Source organism: Gilvimarinus sp. 1_MG-2023 (assembly GCF_030548285.1).
In genome coordinates this window covers 256,770-274,641 of the sequence record NZ_JAUOSC010000002.1, presented here as the reverse complement: position 1 = coordinate 274,641, position 17,872 = coordinate 256,770, and the positions used below count along the sequence as shown (strand labels likewise).

Here is a 17,872-nt window from a genome sequence, read left to right as displayed (position 1 = left end):
CTCATTGCCGTTAATTAACGACCCGGGCTATGTATAAAATAAATCAACATTTTTGATGGAGCTGCGCTCCATACTTGAGCGCAAGGGTCAGTTAAAGCGTTCAGGCCCTTCGCCTAAAATGGCAACCTGTTCTCCGGGGGCAACAAATTCAACACCGCGCGCTACGATTCGGTCGCCCACTTTTAGCGGACCTTTAACTTCGGCTTTTTTCGCCCGGGCTTCTATGACCTCAATTGCTACCGGCTCTAATGTGTAATCACTATTGATTCGCATAACTGAGACGGTTTGCTCTTCTCCGTGCAGCAATGATGTCAATGGCACTAACACGGTATTGGCTTGTGTTGATTGAGTCGACTGGGGTGAGAGCAGCGCCTGGGCTGTCATACCTGAGCGGAGCTCAACGTTAGCGTTGTTAAGTGCGAGCACCAAAGGGTAATTGTTGGACGACTCTGGCCGTGTGCCGATGTGTTCGATGGCGGCCTCCAGTCGCTGGTTACTCAGAGCAGGAATAATCACTTCTTGTTGGCTGCCGCGTTTAAATTTGCTGACTAATGCCTCAGGGACATGGGTGTACACCTCAAACCCGCCGCGCTCAGAGATCGCCTCTAACACAGGCTGATTCGGGCTGACTCGCTGCGCCGGCTCTGCCCGGCGATCGCTGACCGAGCCGGCGAAGGGAGCTTTGATTTGGGTTAAAGCGACGTCGCGCTCGGCAATGCTGACCGATGCCAGCGCCGAGTTTAAACGCGAGCGGGCGGTTTCGAGTGCAGCCCGTGCAGAGTCCAGGTTGGCTTCGCTCACAAAACCCTTACCTTTGAGCTCCTGCAGGCGGTTGTAGTCCAGTTGCTTTTCCGTGAGCGCCGCTTGCGCTTCAGTGGCTGACGCCTGCGCTTGGTTGAGTACCAATCGGTAGCGCTCGGCGTCCAGGCTGGCCAGTACCTGCCCCTGTTCAATCGCGTCGCCAACATCGACGTGAATCTCGGCGATCTCACCACTGACCTCGAAACTTAGTACCGTGCGCTCAACCGCGCGTACTCGACCACTCAGGCTAATACGACTGGCGCCATTTGCCGCCTGTACCTCTGCGGCATCGACAATACGGGGCGCGGCCTGCTCGGGTGGAGCGGTTTTATTGCCGCAGGCGCTCAGCAACCCAGAGGTTAACACCGCCAAGAGGAAAGTTTGCCAGCGTATAGTGAATCGAGCCATCGAGGTCTCCAGGAAAAATTTAATCATTTGATTAGAGTATAATCAAATGATTAAATGTGCAAGTTAGAGAGAGCACTAGAGGGCGGTCTTGTGTCGTGAGGCGCTTTTTACTGTACAACGATCGTTGCGGTGGTAGAGGTTTCCCTCTCGCCGAAAGTTTCTTGAGGCTGCTTATCCTTAAAAATTACACCTATATAAGGTGTTCGTAGCTTGATATTGGGCCAGTCATGCAGAGAAGTCCCAGCAAGCAATTGCTCAACTTCTCGCGCCCCGCATTCAGCGCTGTCATGTGCAAGTATGGCAAAGGCATCATATTTTGGCTGAAAGCGAGCGATCGTATTGGCAAATCCCGAGCCCGGGGGGACACTGACGCTATCCGTTACCTTGCCCGAGCCACAGGAGTCATAGTGGGAAAGTTTCTCCAGTTCACCAGTTTTACTGAGGCCGATAAGCGTGAGTCCGCGTAGCAGCTTAACGGTTTTCTGAGATTTTTCGGATAATACGTACGAGCTTCCAGCAGAATAGGCGGCGGACCTCAAGCTGAAAGTGGCTTTTAACGGCGCAGACAAATAATCGGTATAAATGGAATCGATGCCCAATTCGAAGAAGCTGTCCGCCTCTTCTGGCCTGTTGACTGTATGGACATAGCTCGGTGTGCCGGTGTGTTGTTTGACTTGAGCTCCTAGTCCATCTCTTGCCCGGTGTTTAGGCATTGTCAATGCGTACAAATTCATTGAGCGAATTTGGTCGACTATCTGATGGTTTTCGCCCCGGTAGCGATAAATAGACCATATAATGTCATGGTAACCGGCCAGTTTTGCTTCGTAATATTCTAAAGGTTGATAGATTTGGGGTATAAAGCGTTGCTGTAAACTGGGGAAGTCGGTAGCAATCTTGTTTAATGCTTTAATATTATCTTCTTTGATGTCTGTCACAATCCGGGCATGCTTATTTTTTAATAACCAGTCAGCAAGCGATTGTAATGTGCATTTTTCTACGCTTGAGTGGTTAATGATATTATTCTTAAATTCATCTAATGTTACCTTTCCTTTAGACGGTAAACCGAACGAGCGTGTATAGCTGTCACTCCAGTCATGAATGCAGACTAAGTGTCCATCGGAAGTCCATGAGAAATCAATTTCGAATAATTCATATTTAGATGAATTATCGTTTAATGCATCAATTGAATTAGTGTAAATCTTTTGGTTGTAGCCTCCCCCTGCGTGGGCAACTCTGGGAAGTTTGTGAGTGGTTCGGGGTTTTGTTTTAGGGTGAGCAAGAGGTCGTATAAAATTCGTGGCATTAATTGAAATACTGCTCTGGGGGGAGCCACTTTTTTCAATAATGCCGCCATTGCTAGATAGAATTGCTATGTATGGCGCTCCAGTGCTCAATGATTGCCAGTTTGTTAACCCGGTGTGCTCGAAAAGCAGAGCAAGCTCGTTAGCACTGCAGTTTGTCTGGTAATTGGCAGTGACCGCAAGCGCGCCAAAAAAACCGAAATATCGGGAGATGTAATTTTGAAAGTTAACCCCTGCTGGTGAGAAAGGCGATTTTTGGCAATGATTGATTCGCAACAGCTCGACTGGTGGCGACATTTTGTTGAAGCCGTACAGGGTAATACCTTGCTTGAGATCAATTTCAGTATTGTTTACTAAGTTTTTTAGGTGTGCTTTTCGAGTGCTCTGTTTGCCGGCGGAGGTCAATAAATAATCCCCTGAAAGGGACGGCCGTGGTGTGTAATGTTCGACATCGATCTCACCGTAGATTGCTAGGCTTTGCAGCTTCTCACGGGCTAGTTCGGCACGTTTGGCGGTAGGTTGGCCTTGCTTGAAGATTTCTTGAAGTTCAGAAAAACTTATGGGTGTTTTTTGATTTATTATAAAGGTTTGATTGTTCTCTGAACCCAGAGAGCCAAATACTATACAGTAAATAGACGGGGCTGAAACATATTGGGGGGTTATTGTGCTGTTGTTTTGACAGAGATCAATCCATATGAATTTATCGGAGAACGTCTTATTCTGAACTTGCTCTATAAGCTTTTCTTTTGAGTCGAATTCAAACTCTATATTGACTATCTGTAAGTTTTCATCCAAGTTGATTAGTGCCGGGTAATCAATGTTTCTGTCTTGGATGAGTACAGAGCTTTGCTCGCTGCTTACTACAAAACCACTGCCGATGTCGGGGAAAGACCAAAGGCCCTGAAGGAATTTACGTTGGCTTGCAAGGTAGGTATTTATGTCTCGGGTTGTTTCTGACAGTGAAGGAGTAGGTCTAATAAGCGATCGACCGAAACCAAATGATTCTATGTCTGCGTTTAATAAATCTAATAAAGTTGGGGTGATGTCCAGCAGCGAGCCAGGGCTGAAGTTCCTGTTGGGCGTAATTTCGCTGCCCATGATCAATAATAGGTTTTTTCGGTTGCCATTACTGAGCTGTGAGTAGGCAGTATTTCTCATTGCTAGATGATCAGATGCGATGATCAATATCGTATTGCCGTAAGTTGGGCTTGTTTTTATATGGTTGACTAAGTCAGCAACCAATTTATCGGTGCAGTGAATGGCGTTAAGGATAGGATTTGAGCCATCCCCGTAGACTATATTTTGGCAGGATGAAGATACGTGCCCTTTAGGGTGGTGAGTGTCCAGAGTAAGGGTGAATAGTCCAAACGGTTCTGGGCGGCTAGCGAGTTGGTCATAGCGTTTTTTTACTTGTTTGAAAAGGCTGTCGTCATAGAGTCCCCAGCTGTTTTGGTAATCGAGGTCTTCGAGCTGGGTCTTCAATGTCTCGATGCCTTCTACACGGCCAAATCCGTGAGATTTGTAGAAGTTTCCTTTCCCCGCGAACTTGAGGCTGGAGCCACCCATGTAAACTAGCTGATACCCGTTCGACCTTAATATGTCGCCCAGGCACGTTGCCTTGGGTAAAAATGTGTCCATGCCTCTCATTGAGTTTCCGTTCCCTGGGGTGATTAGGGGTACCCCACACTGCGAGCTTACTTTACCTGCGATAGTCCAGCCAGTTCCGTAGACTTGTTGAATATTGGTGAAACTGAGAGATTCGCTATCAAGTTTATTTAAATTCGGCGTTAAGCCAGGAAACATTTCGTTGTTTAGATAGGTGCGCTCAACGGACTCAAGGTATATGTAAACGATATTTTTTTTGTTAAATTCTTGAATAGAAGGTGATTTGTATAATAAGGGGGGAACTAAACCCTCAGTGTTTGTGGTGTAGGACGAAAAGAGTAATGTAAGGCTTGCGCTTGCGGGATTTAGCGCAAGCGACGCTAAGGCCAACACCACTCCGGCTACATAGGTACGTTTCGATTGTTTGGCTTCTTGCTTGCTGAGAGATTTTCTGTACGCGATGAAGGATAGCAGGGCTGAGATGAGTAAGTACATCAAACTGATGGCAATGAGACCATAAAATTCTTTTAAACCGGCATCTTTTTTACTCATTACGAGGTGGAAATAAACCGATTCATCTATGCCATTGCCTGTAAGATAATGGGCCAGGATTTGAGCTCCAATTAGAAACAGCGATAAAAAAATATAAAAACCAATGGCTGAGGCGGCGGCTCGGCTGGTTGTGGATCGATTAAATACCAGTGCGCTACCAAAAGTGAGCAGCGCTGAAAAGTAAACCATCATTATAATTATCCTGTTTAACTAAGCGGCGCACTTAGAGTGTTGGACTCAGTCCTGTGGGGTAGGTGTCTCTAAAAAGCGCAGGTGCCGAAATTCTATTTGCGTGTGCGTTTACCCTGGCGGCAATTCTTGTATTTTTATTCCCAAACGGCTACAAAGTTTTTCCTGCTCTGCAGTATGATTTGCGTTTGAGCTTAAGCAAGCGGCTAAGCGCATCAGCAGCAGCTCAGGCTTTACCTCGCCTTGTGTTGTGGCGTAGGTGGCGCCGATGCGCTCACGCAGCTCGATGGGCAGGCGCCACTTAAATTTTAGCCGGTTGCCGTAGTGGGCCGCGTGCTTCTGTACGGCTGATTCAATTTCTTCGTCAGTCGCCTCCCCGCCCGAGTCCAGATAAAGTTGAATGGCTTCCAGTGTGGCCAACTCGCCCAGTCTTACCATTAATCCCGCGGTGTAACAGTTGGCCACGCTGACCCTTAATTGCTTGGCGAGTAGGGCGGCACTTTCGGCTAGCTTTTGTGTTTGTTCGGCATAAACTTCGCTCAGGGCTTGCAGTTTTGTTTGCCGCAGCTGGTTTTTGTTGGCGAGTGACAGGGCCAGCACCTGTGACAGTGCCATATCAACACCGACCGCAGAGATGGCTTCGCGCAGTGTGGTTAGGGCGCGGCCGGAGCGGCGCATCAAACTGCTATTGGCGAGCCATATTAAGCGTGTGGTAATAGCGCTATCGTTTTGCCACTGCTGGGCCAGGTCCAGAGCGGAGGGTTTGTCGTCGCGATTGAGAGTCTGCAGCGCTGCCTCAGCGCCCGGCAACAAGGTGAGGCGTGCGAGAACAGCGTCTACGTCGCTAATAAAGCTCTCCAGGCTCTTGCCGCACTTGGGGGCGTGATCGGGTGTGGTTTTATCGTTGTCGAAATAGCGCTGCAAACGCTCCATAACTGAAGCCGGTTCAAACGGTTTGACGATAAATTCATTTACCCGGTGCTGTAAACTGCTTTTTACCGTGGCCCGGTCGCCGCTACCGGTAATCATTACAATGGGCAGTTTGGCATTTTTTTCACGAATAGTTTTAACCAGTGTCAGACCGCTTTCCTGGTTGGGAAGGTTTAGGTCGCAAAGCACCAGTCCGATAGGATGCTTGCGCCAAAAGTTGATGCCTGCGGCGACAGTATCGGCGCGGTAGATGTGTACCTGGCTGTCGATTCCTTTGAGCAAAGAGGCCAGCAACTCTTGCATGGACGGATCGTCCTCAACGACTAATACATGCATGTCTTTGCCTTTGCTAAAAATATACGTCAATCGATTTTTGGGTTACTTTTTAAATAGGAGAAAGTGATCATCCCCTCTGTCACTGGTATCCCAATGGTTTTGTCTAAATAATTTCAGCCAATCGTTCCGTTTATTGCCGAGCATGAAAAAATTGAACTGGGTAGTGTAGGTAAAAAGGTGCATGTTGGAGAAAAGGCTAAGTATTTCATGTTTTGTATACTCTCTAACATGCCCTCTAAAGACACTGGGTGCTTTGTATTCTAGTGTATTGCTGATGGCTTGATAGGAGCAGGGGTTTGGGGTGGTTAGCACTAAAAGTCCATCTTTTTTTATGATTCGGTGAATTTCTTGTGCGTAGCGCTTGGCTCCGGATTCATGGAATAGTTCCAAATCATATATATCTTTTTCGGGCTGGTCTTTAATGTGCTCTAGCACTTCTAATGAAATGACAATGTCTGCAAACTCACTTTCGATATCTAAATTGATTCTTAAGTCAGACTCGGTACTATAGCACTCATTATATCGTCCTAAATATAGTGATATGGGTGAGGCACAGCCTGTTTCGACAATAATTTTATTTTTAATTTCACCTAGTTCCTGCAATAAGGCGCCAAAAGTATTCAGGTAGCGGTAATAATGGTCCGAGGTTAGAAATACTTGATTGCTCGATAAAAAGTCGAAGAACTCTACCCACTGAGGGAATTCTTTATAGGTAGGGGTGAGGTCTTTTTTTACTAAGTGAGTTATATGGGCGAGTTTCTGTTCATCACACTGTGTAGTGCCTTCAATAAAGGTGTTTGGATTAACTTGTATCATTTATTCCCCCAAATCCTCGCCACCGCCCGGTCTTCACCCAGTGCGCCAACAATTAGTCCGTACAGGCCAGCCAATGTAAAGACTAAAACCGGAAAGTAATAACCGAGGTCGGCGCCTTCAGGGATAAGCCAAGCGGCGAGTAAGCCCAGAAAGGTAAAAACCGCGCCAAAGAAAAACAGCACTTTTCGGCTCAAGGGTTTGTAGTGATAAGGTTCTGTGCCCGCTTCAAGCGGTGCCAGCAGGGGCTTGAAAACTTTGCGTAGTGAGGTTTTCACGAATGTTCTCTGTTAGAGGTTGCAGTGTTTGTCGGCGTGCTCTTTTGCGATCAAAGGCCCACTATTGAGCCGTTCCAGTGCACGCGTTTACTCTTTGACAATGCCATACCTCATAATCAAAGTAAACTCAAAACCTTGGGCTACCTCGGGCGCTGCTATACTGAGTTGCTATTGGAGGGAGGTGTTAGGTCATCTTTTGCGTTCGATAATCAGGGGAGTTTTCTCGATGCGTAACCCAAATCGTCAGGTGTTTGTGAAGTTTTCAGCTTTGCTTCTTATTTTGGTGTTGTATTTTGGCTACTTAACCTACCAATATGACCTGCTGACGGGAGGTGTGGCGGCACTGATCACCTGGAGTTTTTTTGTTTTGTGTACGCCAGTGGCCGATGCCGGTTTTTTGCTGGACTTTCCGATCAGGGTTTTGTTCGGGGTGCGGATGATTTGGTCCGAAATCGTGGTGTGGATGATTGCCATTGGGATCAATGTTATTGCAATGACTTCTTTTAGCCATTTTTATGAAGTTACATTTATCACCAAAACGATGCACGCTATTTTGACAAATCCGTGGCCGTATTGGAGTGTTATTGCATTGTCTGCGGCGGGAACTTTTCTCTCAATTCGCTTTGGCGATGAGCTTATGGATGTATTGCACCATAAGGATAGAGCCTTCTACCTGAGTCACCAATTTAAACACGAGATCATTTTATTTTTGTTCTTTATTTTTGTGTTGTTTGGTTATTACGAAATTATCTCTACACTGGGTATTGAGTATTAGCGCAAGCTAATGTGAAATCAGCTATTGCAGCAAGGCCGACTCCTCGCCACTGGGGCGGGGTGTCGGCCCTCTAAACTACATAGTTACTCGTCTTCGATAGCAGCCTTGTAGCCGTCAGCATCTAGGGCGTCGTCCAGTTCAGACAAGTCACTCGGTTTAACTTTGAAAAACCAGCCGTCGTCGTAGGGTGAGCTGTTCACCTGCTCGGGCTCGTCTTCCAGTGATTCATTGACCGCAATCACTTCACCTGTCACGGGAGAGTAGATGTCGGAGGCCGCTTTTACCGACTCTACCACACCGGCATCTTCGCCAGCGGCAACGTTCGCGCCCACTTCGGGCGTCTCAACGTAGACCACGTCGCCCAGGCTGTCTTGGGCGTGCTCGGTAATACCGATGGTCACGGTGCCGTCTTCTTCCACCCGGGCCCACTCGTGACTGGGTAGGTATTTCAGTTCGCTGCGAATCTCGCTCATGGTGTTTTCCTGTGTCTGTTTAAACGAGTGACTGTCCGTGACGGACAAAATTAGGTTTGACTATAGTAACTGGCAAGCGCTTATTGCGCACCTCTACAACGGCCTCTCCCTCGGCTTCGGCAGGTACCCGTGCCAAGGCTATGGAGAATCCCAAGGTAGGAGAAAAGCTACCGCTGGTGATCACACCGGTCGCCTCTACGCCATCGACAATAATAGTCTGTTCCGCGCGCAATACCCCGCGTTCGCGTAAAACCAACCCGACCAGTTTAGCGGGTACGCCTTCGGCTTGCTGCGCTTCTAGTGGGGCGCGGCCAATAAAATCTCGCTCGGCGTCTTTTAGGTCAATGGTCCAACCCATATTGGCTTGCCAGGGGGAGACGGTCTCATCCATTTCGTGGCCGTAGAGGTTCATGCCGGCCTCTAAACGCAGAGTGTCGCGTGCGCCCAGGCCGCATGGGGCTACGGCATTGTCGATTAGTGTTTGCCACAGCGCGGGGGCATCGGCCTCTGGTAGCATAATTTCCAGCCCATCTTCGCCGGTGTACCCGGTGCGGGCGATAAACCAGTCGCCAGCGGTTGCGCCGTGAAAGACCTTTAAGCCGTCAATAAGATCGTTTTGTTCGGGCAATGCTTGTTTGGCTTGTGCCAAGGCTTTGGGGCCCTGCACGGCAATCATGGCGAAATCGGCGCGCTCTTGCAGTGTGACCGCAAACCCTTCGCTCTGCCGGGTCATCCAAGCCAGGTCTTTATCGCGGGTGGCGCAGTTGACCACGACGCGGTACCAGCCGTCCAGGTGGTAGACAATCAAGTCATCGATGACTCCACCAGCTTCGTTTAGCATGCCCGAGTAGAGGGCTTTGCCGATAAAATCGTCCAATTTGGCAATGTCGTTGGCGAGCAATGTGCGCAAATAAGCGCGGGCATCGGGGCCAGTTACATCCACCACGGTCATGTGGGATACATCAAACATTCCGGCATTTTGGCGCACCGTATGGTGTTCTTCGATTTGTGAGCCGTAATTGATTGGCATATCCCAGCCGCCAAAGTCGACGATTTTAGCGCCGGCATCAACATGGCTTTGATAAAGGGCGGTGCGGTTTCCCATTCTGAAGTCCTGCGGGGCAAAGTTAGTAACGAAAGGGCTATTTTAGCGCGAGGGGTGGTCTTATAACTACCCCCAGTACGAAGTCAGTGGTAGTCGATGGCAGCTAACGAGCGAGCCTGCTATGCTCGATCCATCGCGAATTATCAGGAGGCTCTCCAATGAAACGCCTATTGAAAATCATTGTGGGCATTGTTGCCTTGCTAATTTTGATGGCAGTGGCACTGTTATTTTGGCTGGACCCCAATGTCTTTAAGCCCCGTATTCAAGCACTGGCCGAAAAGCAAGGCGTGCACCTGAGTATGGAGGGCGACCTCAGTTGGCGTTTTTGGCCCAGTGTCGGTATAGAGCTGAACAAAATTGCGGTAGCTTCTATTAATAACCCCGATGAGCCCGTGGCAAAGCTGCAAAGCGCCAGTCTAATGGTGGCGACTGCACCGCTCTTCTCGGGCGAGCTAGTGGTAGAGAGTTTGCTAATAAACGGTGCCGAACTGGACTTAACCGTCAATGAGGCCGGGGCGGGTAACTGGCAAGCGCTTACTGCGCGTGAAAAAGCAGCGATCCAAGATTCCGCTGCCGCCCAAGAAGTGTTGCAGCGCCAAGCCGCTGAAGCTGACTCAACACCGGCCGCGCCGGCAGAGGCGGGTGAGGCGGGTAGTATCAAGCTCGCCATCGACGTGATTGAAGTCTCTAACGCTCAACTCAATTATCAAGATGCGCGAACAGGCACCGAGCTGGCCCTGGGTGTCGACGCCTTAAGCCTGCTGGGCTTTAATTTCGAAAACCGCCCCTTTGCGCTGAATCTGCAATCCGTAGTAGCGCTTACCGATCCGGCCAGTTTTCCGCGGGGGCCGGTGCAGCTCGCACTGAACTTACAAGCGAGTATGACGGTCGATCAAGCCATGAATCAATTTGAGCTGACTTCCTCCGAGCTTAATGCGGATATTACCAGCGGTGCCGGCAATGCCGATTTGACGGTTAACTTTGATATGACCGCGCAAGATCTGCAGGGCGATTTAACCTATCAGGGTAAGCTTACCGTTAAGCCTCTGGATGTTAAGGCGGTATTGGCAAGTTTAGGCCAAACGGTGCCCAGCACTGCCAATCCCGATGCAATGAGCGCCGTCGGTTTTACCGCAGAAGTGGCCGGCGGCTTGCAAAGCGCGGCCCTCAATAACGTGATGATTACGCTGGATGACACTACATTCACCGGTACTTTGGCGATTACTGATATTCCTAGTCAAGCTATTGAGCTGGCCCTGGCTGGCGACAAAATTAATGTGGACCACTATCTGCCGCCCGTGAGCGAGGAGTCGCCCAACGAATCCGAGGCGTCAACGGCCGATTCAGGCGAGCCCGCGGCCGACTCAGATGCGACCGCAACAGGGAATCAAACGGCGTCGGTACCCGAGGAGCCCCTGCCACTGGAGACCTTGCGCAACTTAAACGTAATGGCCGACTTAAGTCTGCAAGAGGTTATCGTCAATCAGCTCACCATGACCAATGTGCAGTTAACTGCAAGGGCTAAAGATGGTTTGCTGGAGCTGCAAGATGCCAGCTTAAACACCTATCAAGGCCGATTAGAATCAACAGCCACTTTGGATGCACGCGGTGAGCAAGCCCGGGTAAACTTTGACGCGGACCTGGCTGGGGTAGAGATGGCCCCACTGTTGCGCGATTTACAGTTGGATGAGAGCGTACAATTAACCGGTGCGTTAAACTTCGATGCCTCGGGTAGCACACAAGGGGCATATGCCTCCGAGCTGGTTGAGCGTTTGAGTGCCGATGCGAACTTCGCCGGGGACGATGTAGTGTTTGCCCCGATTAATGTGGAAGAGTACTTCTGTAAAGCGGTCGCACTGGCCAACGATGAAAAAGAAAGTGAGGACGGTCAAACCGGTGAAGAGCGTCAGTGGCCGGACAAAACGCCCATGCGGGCGCTGGAAGGTAAAGTGACCATTCGCGATCAGATCGTCCAAGTGGAAAACTTCTCTGCCGGCGTTCAGCACCTGATTGTATCCACCCTCGGCAGCCTCAACCTGGGCAAGCAGCAATACGACTTTAGTTTGCCCATGACCCTGCTGGAAGAGTCCACCAGCGAGATGGGTTGCACCGTCAAAAGTAACTATTGGCTTAACCGCAGTTTATCGCTGCTGCGCTGCAAAGGCTCGCTGGCCAATGTTTCGCCGCTAAAAGACTGTGGCCTCGACTCTAAAGCGCTGGAGTCTCTGGTGGGGGATTACGCCAAACATCGCTTGCAAAAAGAGTTGATTCGCCAATTGGCCGGTGACGATGAAGACGGCGATGGCGATGGTAATAAAGAACAGAGCGACACCGAAAAAGCGGTCGAAGGTTTATTGAAAGGTTTATTTAAAAACAACGAATGACAGATACTTTTTCCCGCGCCGTGCTCATCTGGTTTGATGAGCACGGCCGTAAGCATTTACCCTGGCAACAAAACATTACCCCGTATCGGGTGTGGCTGTCAGAAATTATGTTGCAGCAAACCCAAGTCACCACCGTTATTCCCTACTTTGAGCGCTTTACCCAGCGCTACCCGAGTGTGCAGGCGCTCGCTGCCGCACCGCTGGATGACGTGCTGCACCTGTGGACCGGCCTCGGCTACTACGCTCGGGCCCGCAACTTACACAAGTGCGCGCAACAGGTCGTTGAAAATTACGATGGCGACTTTCCGGGCACAGTCGAGCAATTGGCCGCGCTGCCCGGCATTGGTGAGTCCACCGCTGGCGCCATTGTCAGCATTGCGTTCGGTAAGTACGCGACCATTCTCGATGGCAACGTAAAGCGCGTACTGGCCCGCTACCACGCCATTGACGGCTGGCCCGGGCAGAGTGGGCCGTTAAAAGCACTGTGGGAAAAGGCGCGTTTGCACACGCCGGAGTCTCGTTGTAACCACTACACCCAAGCCATGATGGACTTGGGGGCGACCGTCTGCACGCGCAGCAAACCCGCCTGCGAACACTGCCCCTTGGGCGATGGTTGCACCGCCCGCGCCACCGGCCGCCAGTTAGACTACCCGGGTAAAAAGCCGAAAAAAGACAAGCCGGTAAAATCGACGTATCTGTTAATGCTGCGCGCGCCCGCGGGCGGGCTCTTGCTGCAACAGCGGCCCGCCACTGGAATCTGGGGCGGTTTGTGGAGCTTTCCCGAGTACCCCTTACAGGCCGACCTCGCCGCCGAGTGCCGTCAGCACTTCGGTGAGCCAGGCGCTATTGAACTGTGGGACACCTACCGCCACACCTTCAGCCATTATCACCTCGACATTACTCCGGCTTATATACCGCTGTTGAGTTTGCCCGACAAGGTGATGGAAGCCGGGCCCTCACTTTGGTATAACGTGCACCAGCCCGAGTCCGTCGGACTGGCCGCACCGGTAAAACGCTTGCTGGAAAAGCTAGCCCAGCTCGATCCGCTGTCCACCTAAATCACCAACGAGGTCTACCTATGAGCCGCACAGTCTTTTGTCGCAAATACCAACAGGAGTTGCCCGGGCTGACGCAGGCGCCTTTCCCCGGAGCCAAGGGGCAGGACATTCTGGACAACATCAGCGCTAAAGCCTGGCAGGAGTGGATGGCCCATCAAACCATGCTGATCAACGAAAAACAGCTCAACCTAATGGACACCGGCACGCGAGTTTACCTGGGCGAACAAATGACCAAGTTTCTCTCCGGTGAAGAATACGATGCCGCTGAAGGCTATGTGCCCCCGGAACAGAACAAGGATTAATCGCATTTGATTAGTCTTTATACAGTGGCAAGGTAGGGGCAATTTTTTCCAGCCACAGGGCTTGACTCCAAGCGCCCCAACAGGTTTAATACGCGCCTCTTGTGACAGCTGCTTTATTAAATAGCCGCTAACACAAAGCCCGGATAGCTCAGTCGGTAGAGCAGTGGATTGAAAATCCTCGTGTCGGTGGTTCGATTCCGCCTCCGGGCACCATACAGAAAAAAAGGCTCGGTCCTCGGATCGGGCCTTTTTTGTATCTGCAGGTTTTGTGCGGGCGAAATCGAACCAGCTTTTTATGGCGGTTCGATTGACTCGGGGCGTCCTGCCCCTCGCCCTTCGGGCAGCGAAGCTGTCCAACGCGGCGTCCTGCCGCGTTGTCCGCCTCTGGGCACCATAAATAAAACCTCGCTCTGCGGGCAGCGAAGCTGTGAATCGCGGCCTCCTGCCGCGCTTTCCGCCGGGTGCAGTGTGCCATTGTCGTCAAAAAAGGCTCGGTCCTCGGATCGGGCCTTTTTTGTATCTGTAGGTTTTGTGCGGGCGAAATCGAACCAGCTTTTTATGGCGGTTTGGCCGAGTGTGCTGCATTCGATACTGAGTGTGTCTAAGCCATGAGCGCCGAGGGGGATTGCGCTAGTTGGATCCCTCTTTTGATTTAAGTCTGTTTTGTGTTGCGAGGTTTATCTCGCTTAGTGTTGACGATATTTTTTACCGTTGACTTGGCTGTTTATGTGGATGTCGGTTTGACACTGGGGTCGGTATTGCGCATGGCGACATGCAAGAATATTGCACCTGTACAGAGTCCGGCCGTCAGGGCCATAATTCCCTGCCAGCCATAGGTAGTCATAAGGTGTACGCCGGCGATGGCTCCTGCCGAGGCACCTAGGTAATAGAACAGCATATATACGGCGTTTAATCGGCTTTGGGCCGAGGGGGCAATGGCAAATACTCGCACCTGGTTGGGGACTTGAGCGGCAAACACGCCTAAATCAATCAGTACGATGCCCAGCACGAGGCCGGCGAGCGAGTATTGAAAACTCCAGAGTACAGCCGTGCCTGCCAGCAGAACCATTAGTGCCAGACATATTGTCCGCCACGTGCCCAGTGAGGTTACCCAGCGGCCGGAGGCCTTGGCGCCGATAATACCAGCCATGCCTGCGAAGCCAAACAGGCCGGCTTGCTGCAAATCAAGATTGAGTGGCGCGCTTGTAAGGTGCAGTGACAGGCTAGCCCAAACGGCATTGAACGCGGCAAACCAGAGGGCTCCGGTCATGGCCGACACTCTTAGCAGCGCATGCTGGCGAAAAAGTGTCAGCATGGAGGTGATCAAAGCAGGATAGCGCATGGTCGTTGTTCGTGTGCTTTCTGAGGGTAGTACACGCCAAAGCAACAAACCCCAGCCGAGTGCAGCGGCGGCCGCCGCCCAATAAACTGCACGCCAACCTAAATGCTCGGCGATGCTGCCGCTAAACACTCGCGACAGTAAGATTCCCAGTGTCAGCCCACTCATTAAGGTGCCCAGTACCCGCCCCCGTTGTTGTGGGCTGGACAGGGATGCGGCCAGAGGAATGAGTTGCTGTGTGATATTAGCCCCCAACCCCATCAAAAACGTACCCGCTATCAGCAGTAAGGCGCAACCGGCGCTCGCCTGCATTGCCAGCGCGCAGGTAAGCAGTAATGATAGGGCGGCTATTAGCGTGCGCCGAGGAATGATATCGCCCAGTGGCGAAATAAACAAAATGGCGACGGCGTAGCCCACTTGAGTTGCAAACGGCACCAGGCTGAGCAGATTATCGCTTAGTGCCAAACCGTCGCGCAGAGCTGGTAAGAGTGGCTGATAGTAATACAAATTGGCGGCCGTAAAAGCCACTGCCGCTGCCATTATTAGCAAAAGCGGTGTGGAAGGAGCTGTTGGCCGAGGGGAATCTACCGGTGACTCGGTAATTTGTGTGGTTGGCATAAGTAGGTCTCTGCATAACTGTCCCAAAAACGGGTTAGGCCAGACTCTAGCGGCTATTATTTAATAATAGAAATGATGTTATGGTATTCAACCTATAGCAAAATTGTATAAATCGGGGCGGTAAGTGGAGCTGAAAACTCTCAGAACATTTGTCGCGGTGGCAGAGTTGCGCAACTTCTCGGCCGCCGCGCGCAAGTTGCATACAGTTCAGCCCGCAGTGAGCCGGCAAATTGCCGACTTAGAAGCCGAGCTTGGCACCTCACTGCTTTGGCGCAGCACTCGCGAAGTGAGAATGACCGCGGCCGGCGAGGTATTGTTAGAGGACGCTCGCCGCTTACTGGCGCTCGAGGTGGAAGCTCGTGAGCGAGTGCTGCGAGCCGGGAGCGGACAAATCGGCCAATTGCGCATCGGTTATATGAGTTCGGCTACCGCACGTTTTCTGCCCGCTTTGCTCCAGCGGTTCGGTCGCGCTCACCCCGATGTACATCTGGAGTTGTTTGAAATGACAGCACAGCAGCAGTTGGAGGCCTTTGCCCGCGAGGAGATTGACCTGGGGTTTTCGAGACCTCTGCCGGAGCGCGTCGAACTGGCAAGTTTGCCGTTGTATAGCGACCCACTCGTAGCGGTGGTGCCGTTGTCACACTCGTTGGCCAATCGCCGGCGGCTGTCACTTGAGGTCTTGGCACAAGAGAATTTTGTGCTATTTGAGCGTGCTCAGGCCAGCGATTTGTTTGACCGAATCATCGGCGCTTGCGGCGCGGCGGGCTTTTCACCTCGTGTGGTCAGGCAGGCTGCGCACATGCAAACCCTGCTCAGTCAGGTGGCAAGTGGTATAGGCGTCGCTATTGCGCCCGCCTGTATCCGATTTCTGCAAAGTGAGGGGTGTGTGTTTATTGCACTACAGCCGGCGCTACCAGCCATTGAGTTGGAACTTCACTATGCTCATTATCCCGTGCGGCCGACCGTTGAATCTTTTGTTGCGCAGGCTTGCCAAATGCGTGAGCACATTAAAACGCAAATGGAGTACCGAGAGCTGGGCGGGCGGAAATAAGTTAAGTCTAAGAATTATTGACAACGTTGTCTTTAGGGGTTAATGTCAGTATATCAGACGAATATATGAGCAAAATCGAAACGGCTAGCCTGTGGCTGGCATTAGCTACACAACAATAAAGATCGCATTGGCCTTGGGCCTCGGCGACGCTGGAAAGGGTAAGGTTTATGACTGATCAAAAAACAACGCAGGCCACGGGTAGTGTGGTTGTTCCTATGGCGATTATCGCCGGGCTGTTTTTCATTTTCGGTTTTGTGACATGGCTAAACGGGGCCCTAATTCCGTTTTTGCAAACTATTTGTGATTTGAGTGCGTTCCAGGCCATGTTGGTCGCCTCGGCGTTTTATGCCGCTTATACCTTTATGGCCTTGCCAATGGCGTACATCATTGAGCGCACAGGTTATAAAAACGGTATGGCATTGGGTTTGTTTATTGTTGCCGCCGGTGCTTTGGTTTTTATTCCGGCCGCTTATGGGCGCGACTTTACGATCTTTTTGTTGGCACAATTTATTGTGGGTTCTGGTTTAACCATTTTGCAAACCGCCTCTAACCCTTATGTGGTGAAACTGGGGCCGCCTGAGTCAGCGGCGGTGCGCATCTGCATTATGGGGCTGTTAAACAAGGGTGCGGGCGTCGTGGCGCCGGTGGTATTTACCGCCTTGGTGTTGTCGGGTATTACCGGCGTATCGGAGGCTGAGCTAGCTCTATTGCCGGAAGTTGCACGCGATGCCAAGTTAAATGATTTGGCCGGTCAATTAGTTAGCCCATATATCGGTATGGCTATCGCGCTGGCCGTGTTGGGGGTGGGTATGATCTTTGCTCCGATCCCAGATCTTGAAGACGAAGTCATTGAGGGGCAAGAAGACGGTGATATCCGTCTGTCGGGTGTGTTCCAATTTCCACATTTGGTGTTGGGCGCGTTGGCGTTGTTCTCCTATGTGGGGGTGGAGGTTATCGCTGGTGACGCCATTGGGCTGTTGGGTAAGCAGGCTGGTCTAGACAGTTCCGTGACATCTTTGCTGACCTCGTACACGATGATCTTTATGGTTATTGGCTACGCCATCGGTGTGGTGGCGATACCGCGCTTTATTAGTCAGCAAGTCGCGTTGACCGGATCGGCGATTCTCGGAATTATTTTTACCTTTTGTGTTATGACCGGCTCAATGGAAAATCAGCTGATGTCTGCCACAACCTTGAGTCTTTTTGGAATGCCCGAAATTCCCAATGCAGTGTATTTTGTCGCTCTGCTTGGTTTTGCCAATGCCATGTGCTGGCCGACAATCTGGCCGCTGTCGCTACAAGGTTTGGGTCGCTATACCTCCAAAGGCGCAGCGCTGCTGATTATGGGTATTGCCGGTGGTGCGGTACTGCCTCCCATTTACGGTCACTTTGCCGACAGTGGTGATGGTCAGCTGGCGTATGCGGTGTCGTTGCCGGCTTACTTATACATCTTGTTTTATGCGCTCAAAGGCCACAAACTCACATGCTGGGGTGGTAAAAAAACTGCACAGAGTGCAGCAAAGCAGGCGTAAAAAAATAGCGGTTATTAAAAAG

At 51.1% G+C, this 17,872-nt stretch carries 14 protein-coding genes and 1 tRNA gene; 7 read left to right on the top strand and 8 right to left on the bottom strand.

All coding sequences use genetic code 11. From position 1 onward, the window contains the following. Positions 1-87: 87 nt before the first annotated feature. The 5 genes from Q4563_RS04050 to Q4563_RS04030 all read right to left on the bottom strand — a co-directional run bounded on the left by Q4563_RS04050 (position 88) and on the right by Q4563_RS04030 (position 7,213). Entirely contained in the window at positions 88-1,209 is a 1,122-nt protein-coding gene (locus tag Q4563_RS04050; protein WP_303603682.1) for an efflux RND transporter periplasmic adaptor subunit, read from the bottom strand. Positions 1,210-1,316: 107 nt separating this feature from the next. Beyond that, on the bottom strand, positions 1,317-4,859 hold the full coding sequence (locus tag Q4563_RS04045) for a sulfatase-like hydrolase/transferase (protein WP_303603681.1): 3,543 nt from the start codon (positions 4,857-4,859) through the stop codon (positions 1,317-1,319). 108 nt (positions 4,860-4,967) lie between these two features. Next, positions 4,968-6,122: a response regulator gene (locus Q4563_RS04040; protein ID WP_303603680.1), complete on the bottom strand. Its 1,155-nt coding sequence runs from the start codon at positions 6,120-6,122 to the stop codon at positions 4,968-4,970. Between the two features lie 42 nt (positions 6,123-6,164). Beyond that, positions 6,165-6,938: a class I SAM-dependent methyltransferase gene (locus Q4563_RS04035; RefSeq protein ID WP_303603679.1), complete on the bottom strand. Its 774-nt coding sequence runs from the start codon at positions 6,936-6,938 to the stop codon at positions 6,165-6,167. After that, a complete protein-coding gene (locus Q4563_RS04030; RefSeq protein WP_303603678.1) occupies positions 6,935-7,213 on the bottom strand; it encodes a hypothetical protein in 279 nt (92 codons plus the stop codon). The genes Q4563_RS04035 and Q4563_RS04030 overlap by 4 nt, the downstream gene beginning before the upstream one ends. 196 nt (positions 7,214-7,409) lie before the next feature. Between Q4563_RS04030 and Q4563_RS04025 the strand changes: the two genes are divergently transcribed. Continuing rightward, complete coding sequence (locus Q4563_RS04025; protein WP_303603677.1) at positions 7,410-7,988, top strand: hypothetical protein; 579 nt, start codon at positions 7,410-7,412, stop codon at positions 7,986-7,988. 83 nt (positions 7,989-8,071) lie between these two features. On the opposite strand, the gene gcvH is transcribed toward Q4563_RS04025, so the two are convergent. Both gcvH and gcvT read right to left on the bottom strand, forming a co-directional pair. Then, positions 8,072-8,461 (bottom strand): glycine cleavage system protein GcvH, encoded by a 390-nt coding sequence (gene gcvH, locus Q4563_RS04020; RefSeq protein WP_303603676.1) that lies wholly within the window; start codon positions 8,459-8,461, stop codon positions 8,072-8,074. A gap of 19 nt (positions 8,462-8,480) precedes the next feature. Further along, positions 8,481-9,566: a glycine cleavage system aminomethyltransferase GcvT gene (gene gcvT, locus Q4563_RS04015; RefSeq protein ID WP_303603675.1), complete on the bottom strand. Its 1,086-nt coding sequence runs from the start codon at positions 9,564-9,566 to the stop codon at positions 8,481-8,483. Between the two features lie 158 nt (positions 9,567-9,724). Here gcvT and Q4563_RS04010 point away from each other — a divergent pair, with 158 nt between their 5' ends. From Q4563_RS04010 to Q4563_RS03995, 4 genes are all read left to right on the top strand, one after another. Next, the gene (locus Q4563_RS04010; protein ID WP_303603674.1) at positions 9,725-11,950 is read left to right on the top strand and encodes an AsmA family protein; all 2,226 of its coding nucleotides are present in this window, start codon (positions 9,725-9,727) and stop codon (positions 11,948-11,950) included. After that, positions 11,947-13,008, top strand: coding sequence for an A/G-specific adenine glycosylase (gene mutY / locus Q4563_RS04005; RefSeq protein WP_303603673.1), 1,062 nt, complete (start codon positions 11,947-11,949; stop codon positions 13,006-13,008). Before Q4563_RS04010 ends, mutY begins: the two co-directional genes overlap by 4 nt. A gap of 20 nt (positions 13,009-13,028) precedes the next feature. Beyond that, positions 13,029-13,310: an oxidative damage protection protein gene (locus Q4563_RS04000; protein WP_215976906.1), complete on the top strand. Its 282-nt coding sequence runs from the start codon at positions 13,029-13,031 to the stop codon at positions 13,308-13,310. A 137-nt stretch (positions 13,311-13,447) separates the two neighbouring features. Next, positions 13,448-13,523, top strand: a tRNA-Phe gene (locus Q4563_RS03995). A 511-nt stretch (positions 13,524-14,034) separates the two neighbouring features. Here the strand turns inward: Q4563_RS03995 and Q4563_RS03990 are convergent. Then, positions 14,035-15,267: an MFS transporter gene (locus tag Q4563_RS03990; RefSeq protein WP_303603672.1), complete on the bottom strand. Its 1,233-nt coding sequence runs from the start codon at positions 15,265-15,267 to the stop codon at positions 14,035-14,037. 124 nt (positions 15,268-15,391) lie between these two features. On the opposite strand from Q4563_RS03990, the gene Q4563_RS03985 reads away from it, so the two are divergent. Next, positions 15,392-16,318: a LysR family transcriptional regulator gene (locus Q4563_RS03985; protein WP_303603671.1), complete on the top strand. Its 927-nt coding sequence runs from the start codon at positions 15,392-15,394 to the stop codon at positions 16,316-16,318. A gap of 167 nt (positions 16,319-16,485) precedes the next feature. Continuing rightward, positions 16,486-17,850 (top strand): sugar MFS transporter, encoded by a 1,365-nt coding sequence (locus Q4563_RS03980; protein ID WP_215976909.1) that lies wholly within the window; start codon positions 16,486-16,488, stop codon positions 17,848-17,850. The last annotated feature ends 22 nt before the right edge of the window (positions 17,851-17,872 follow it).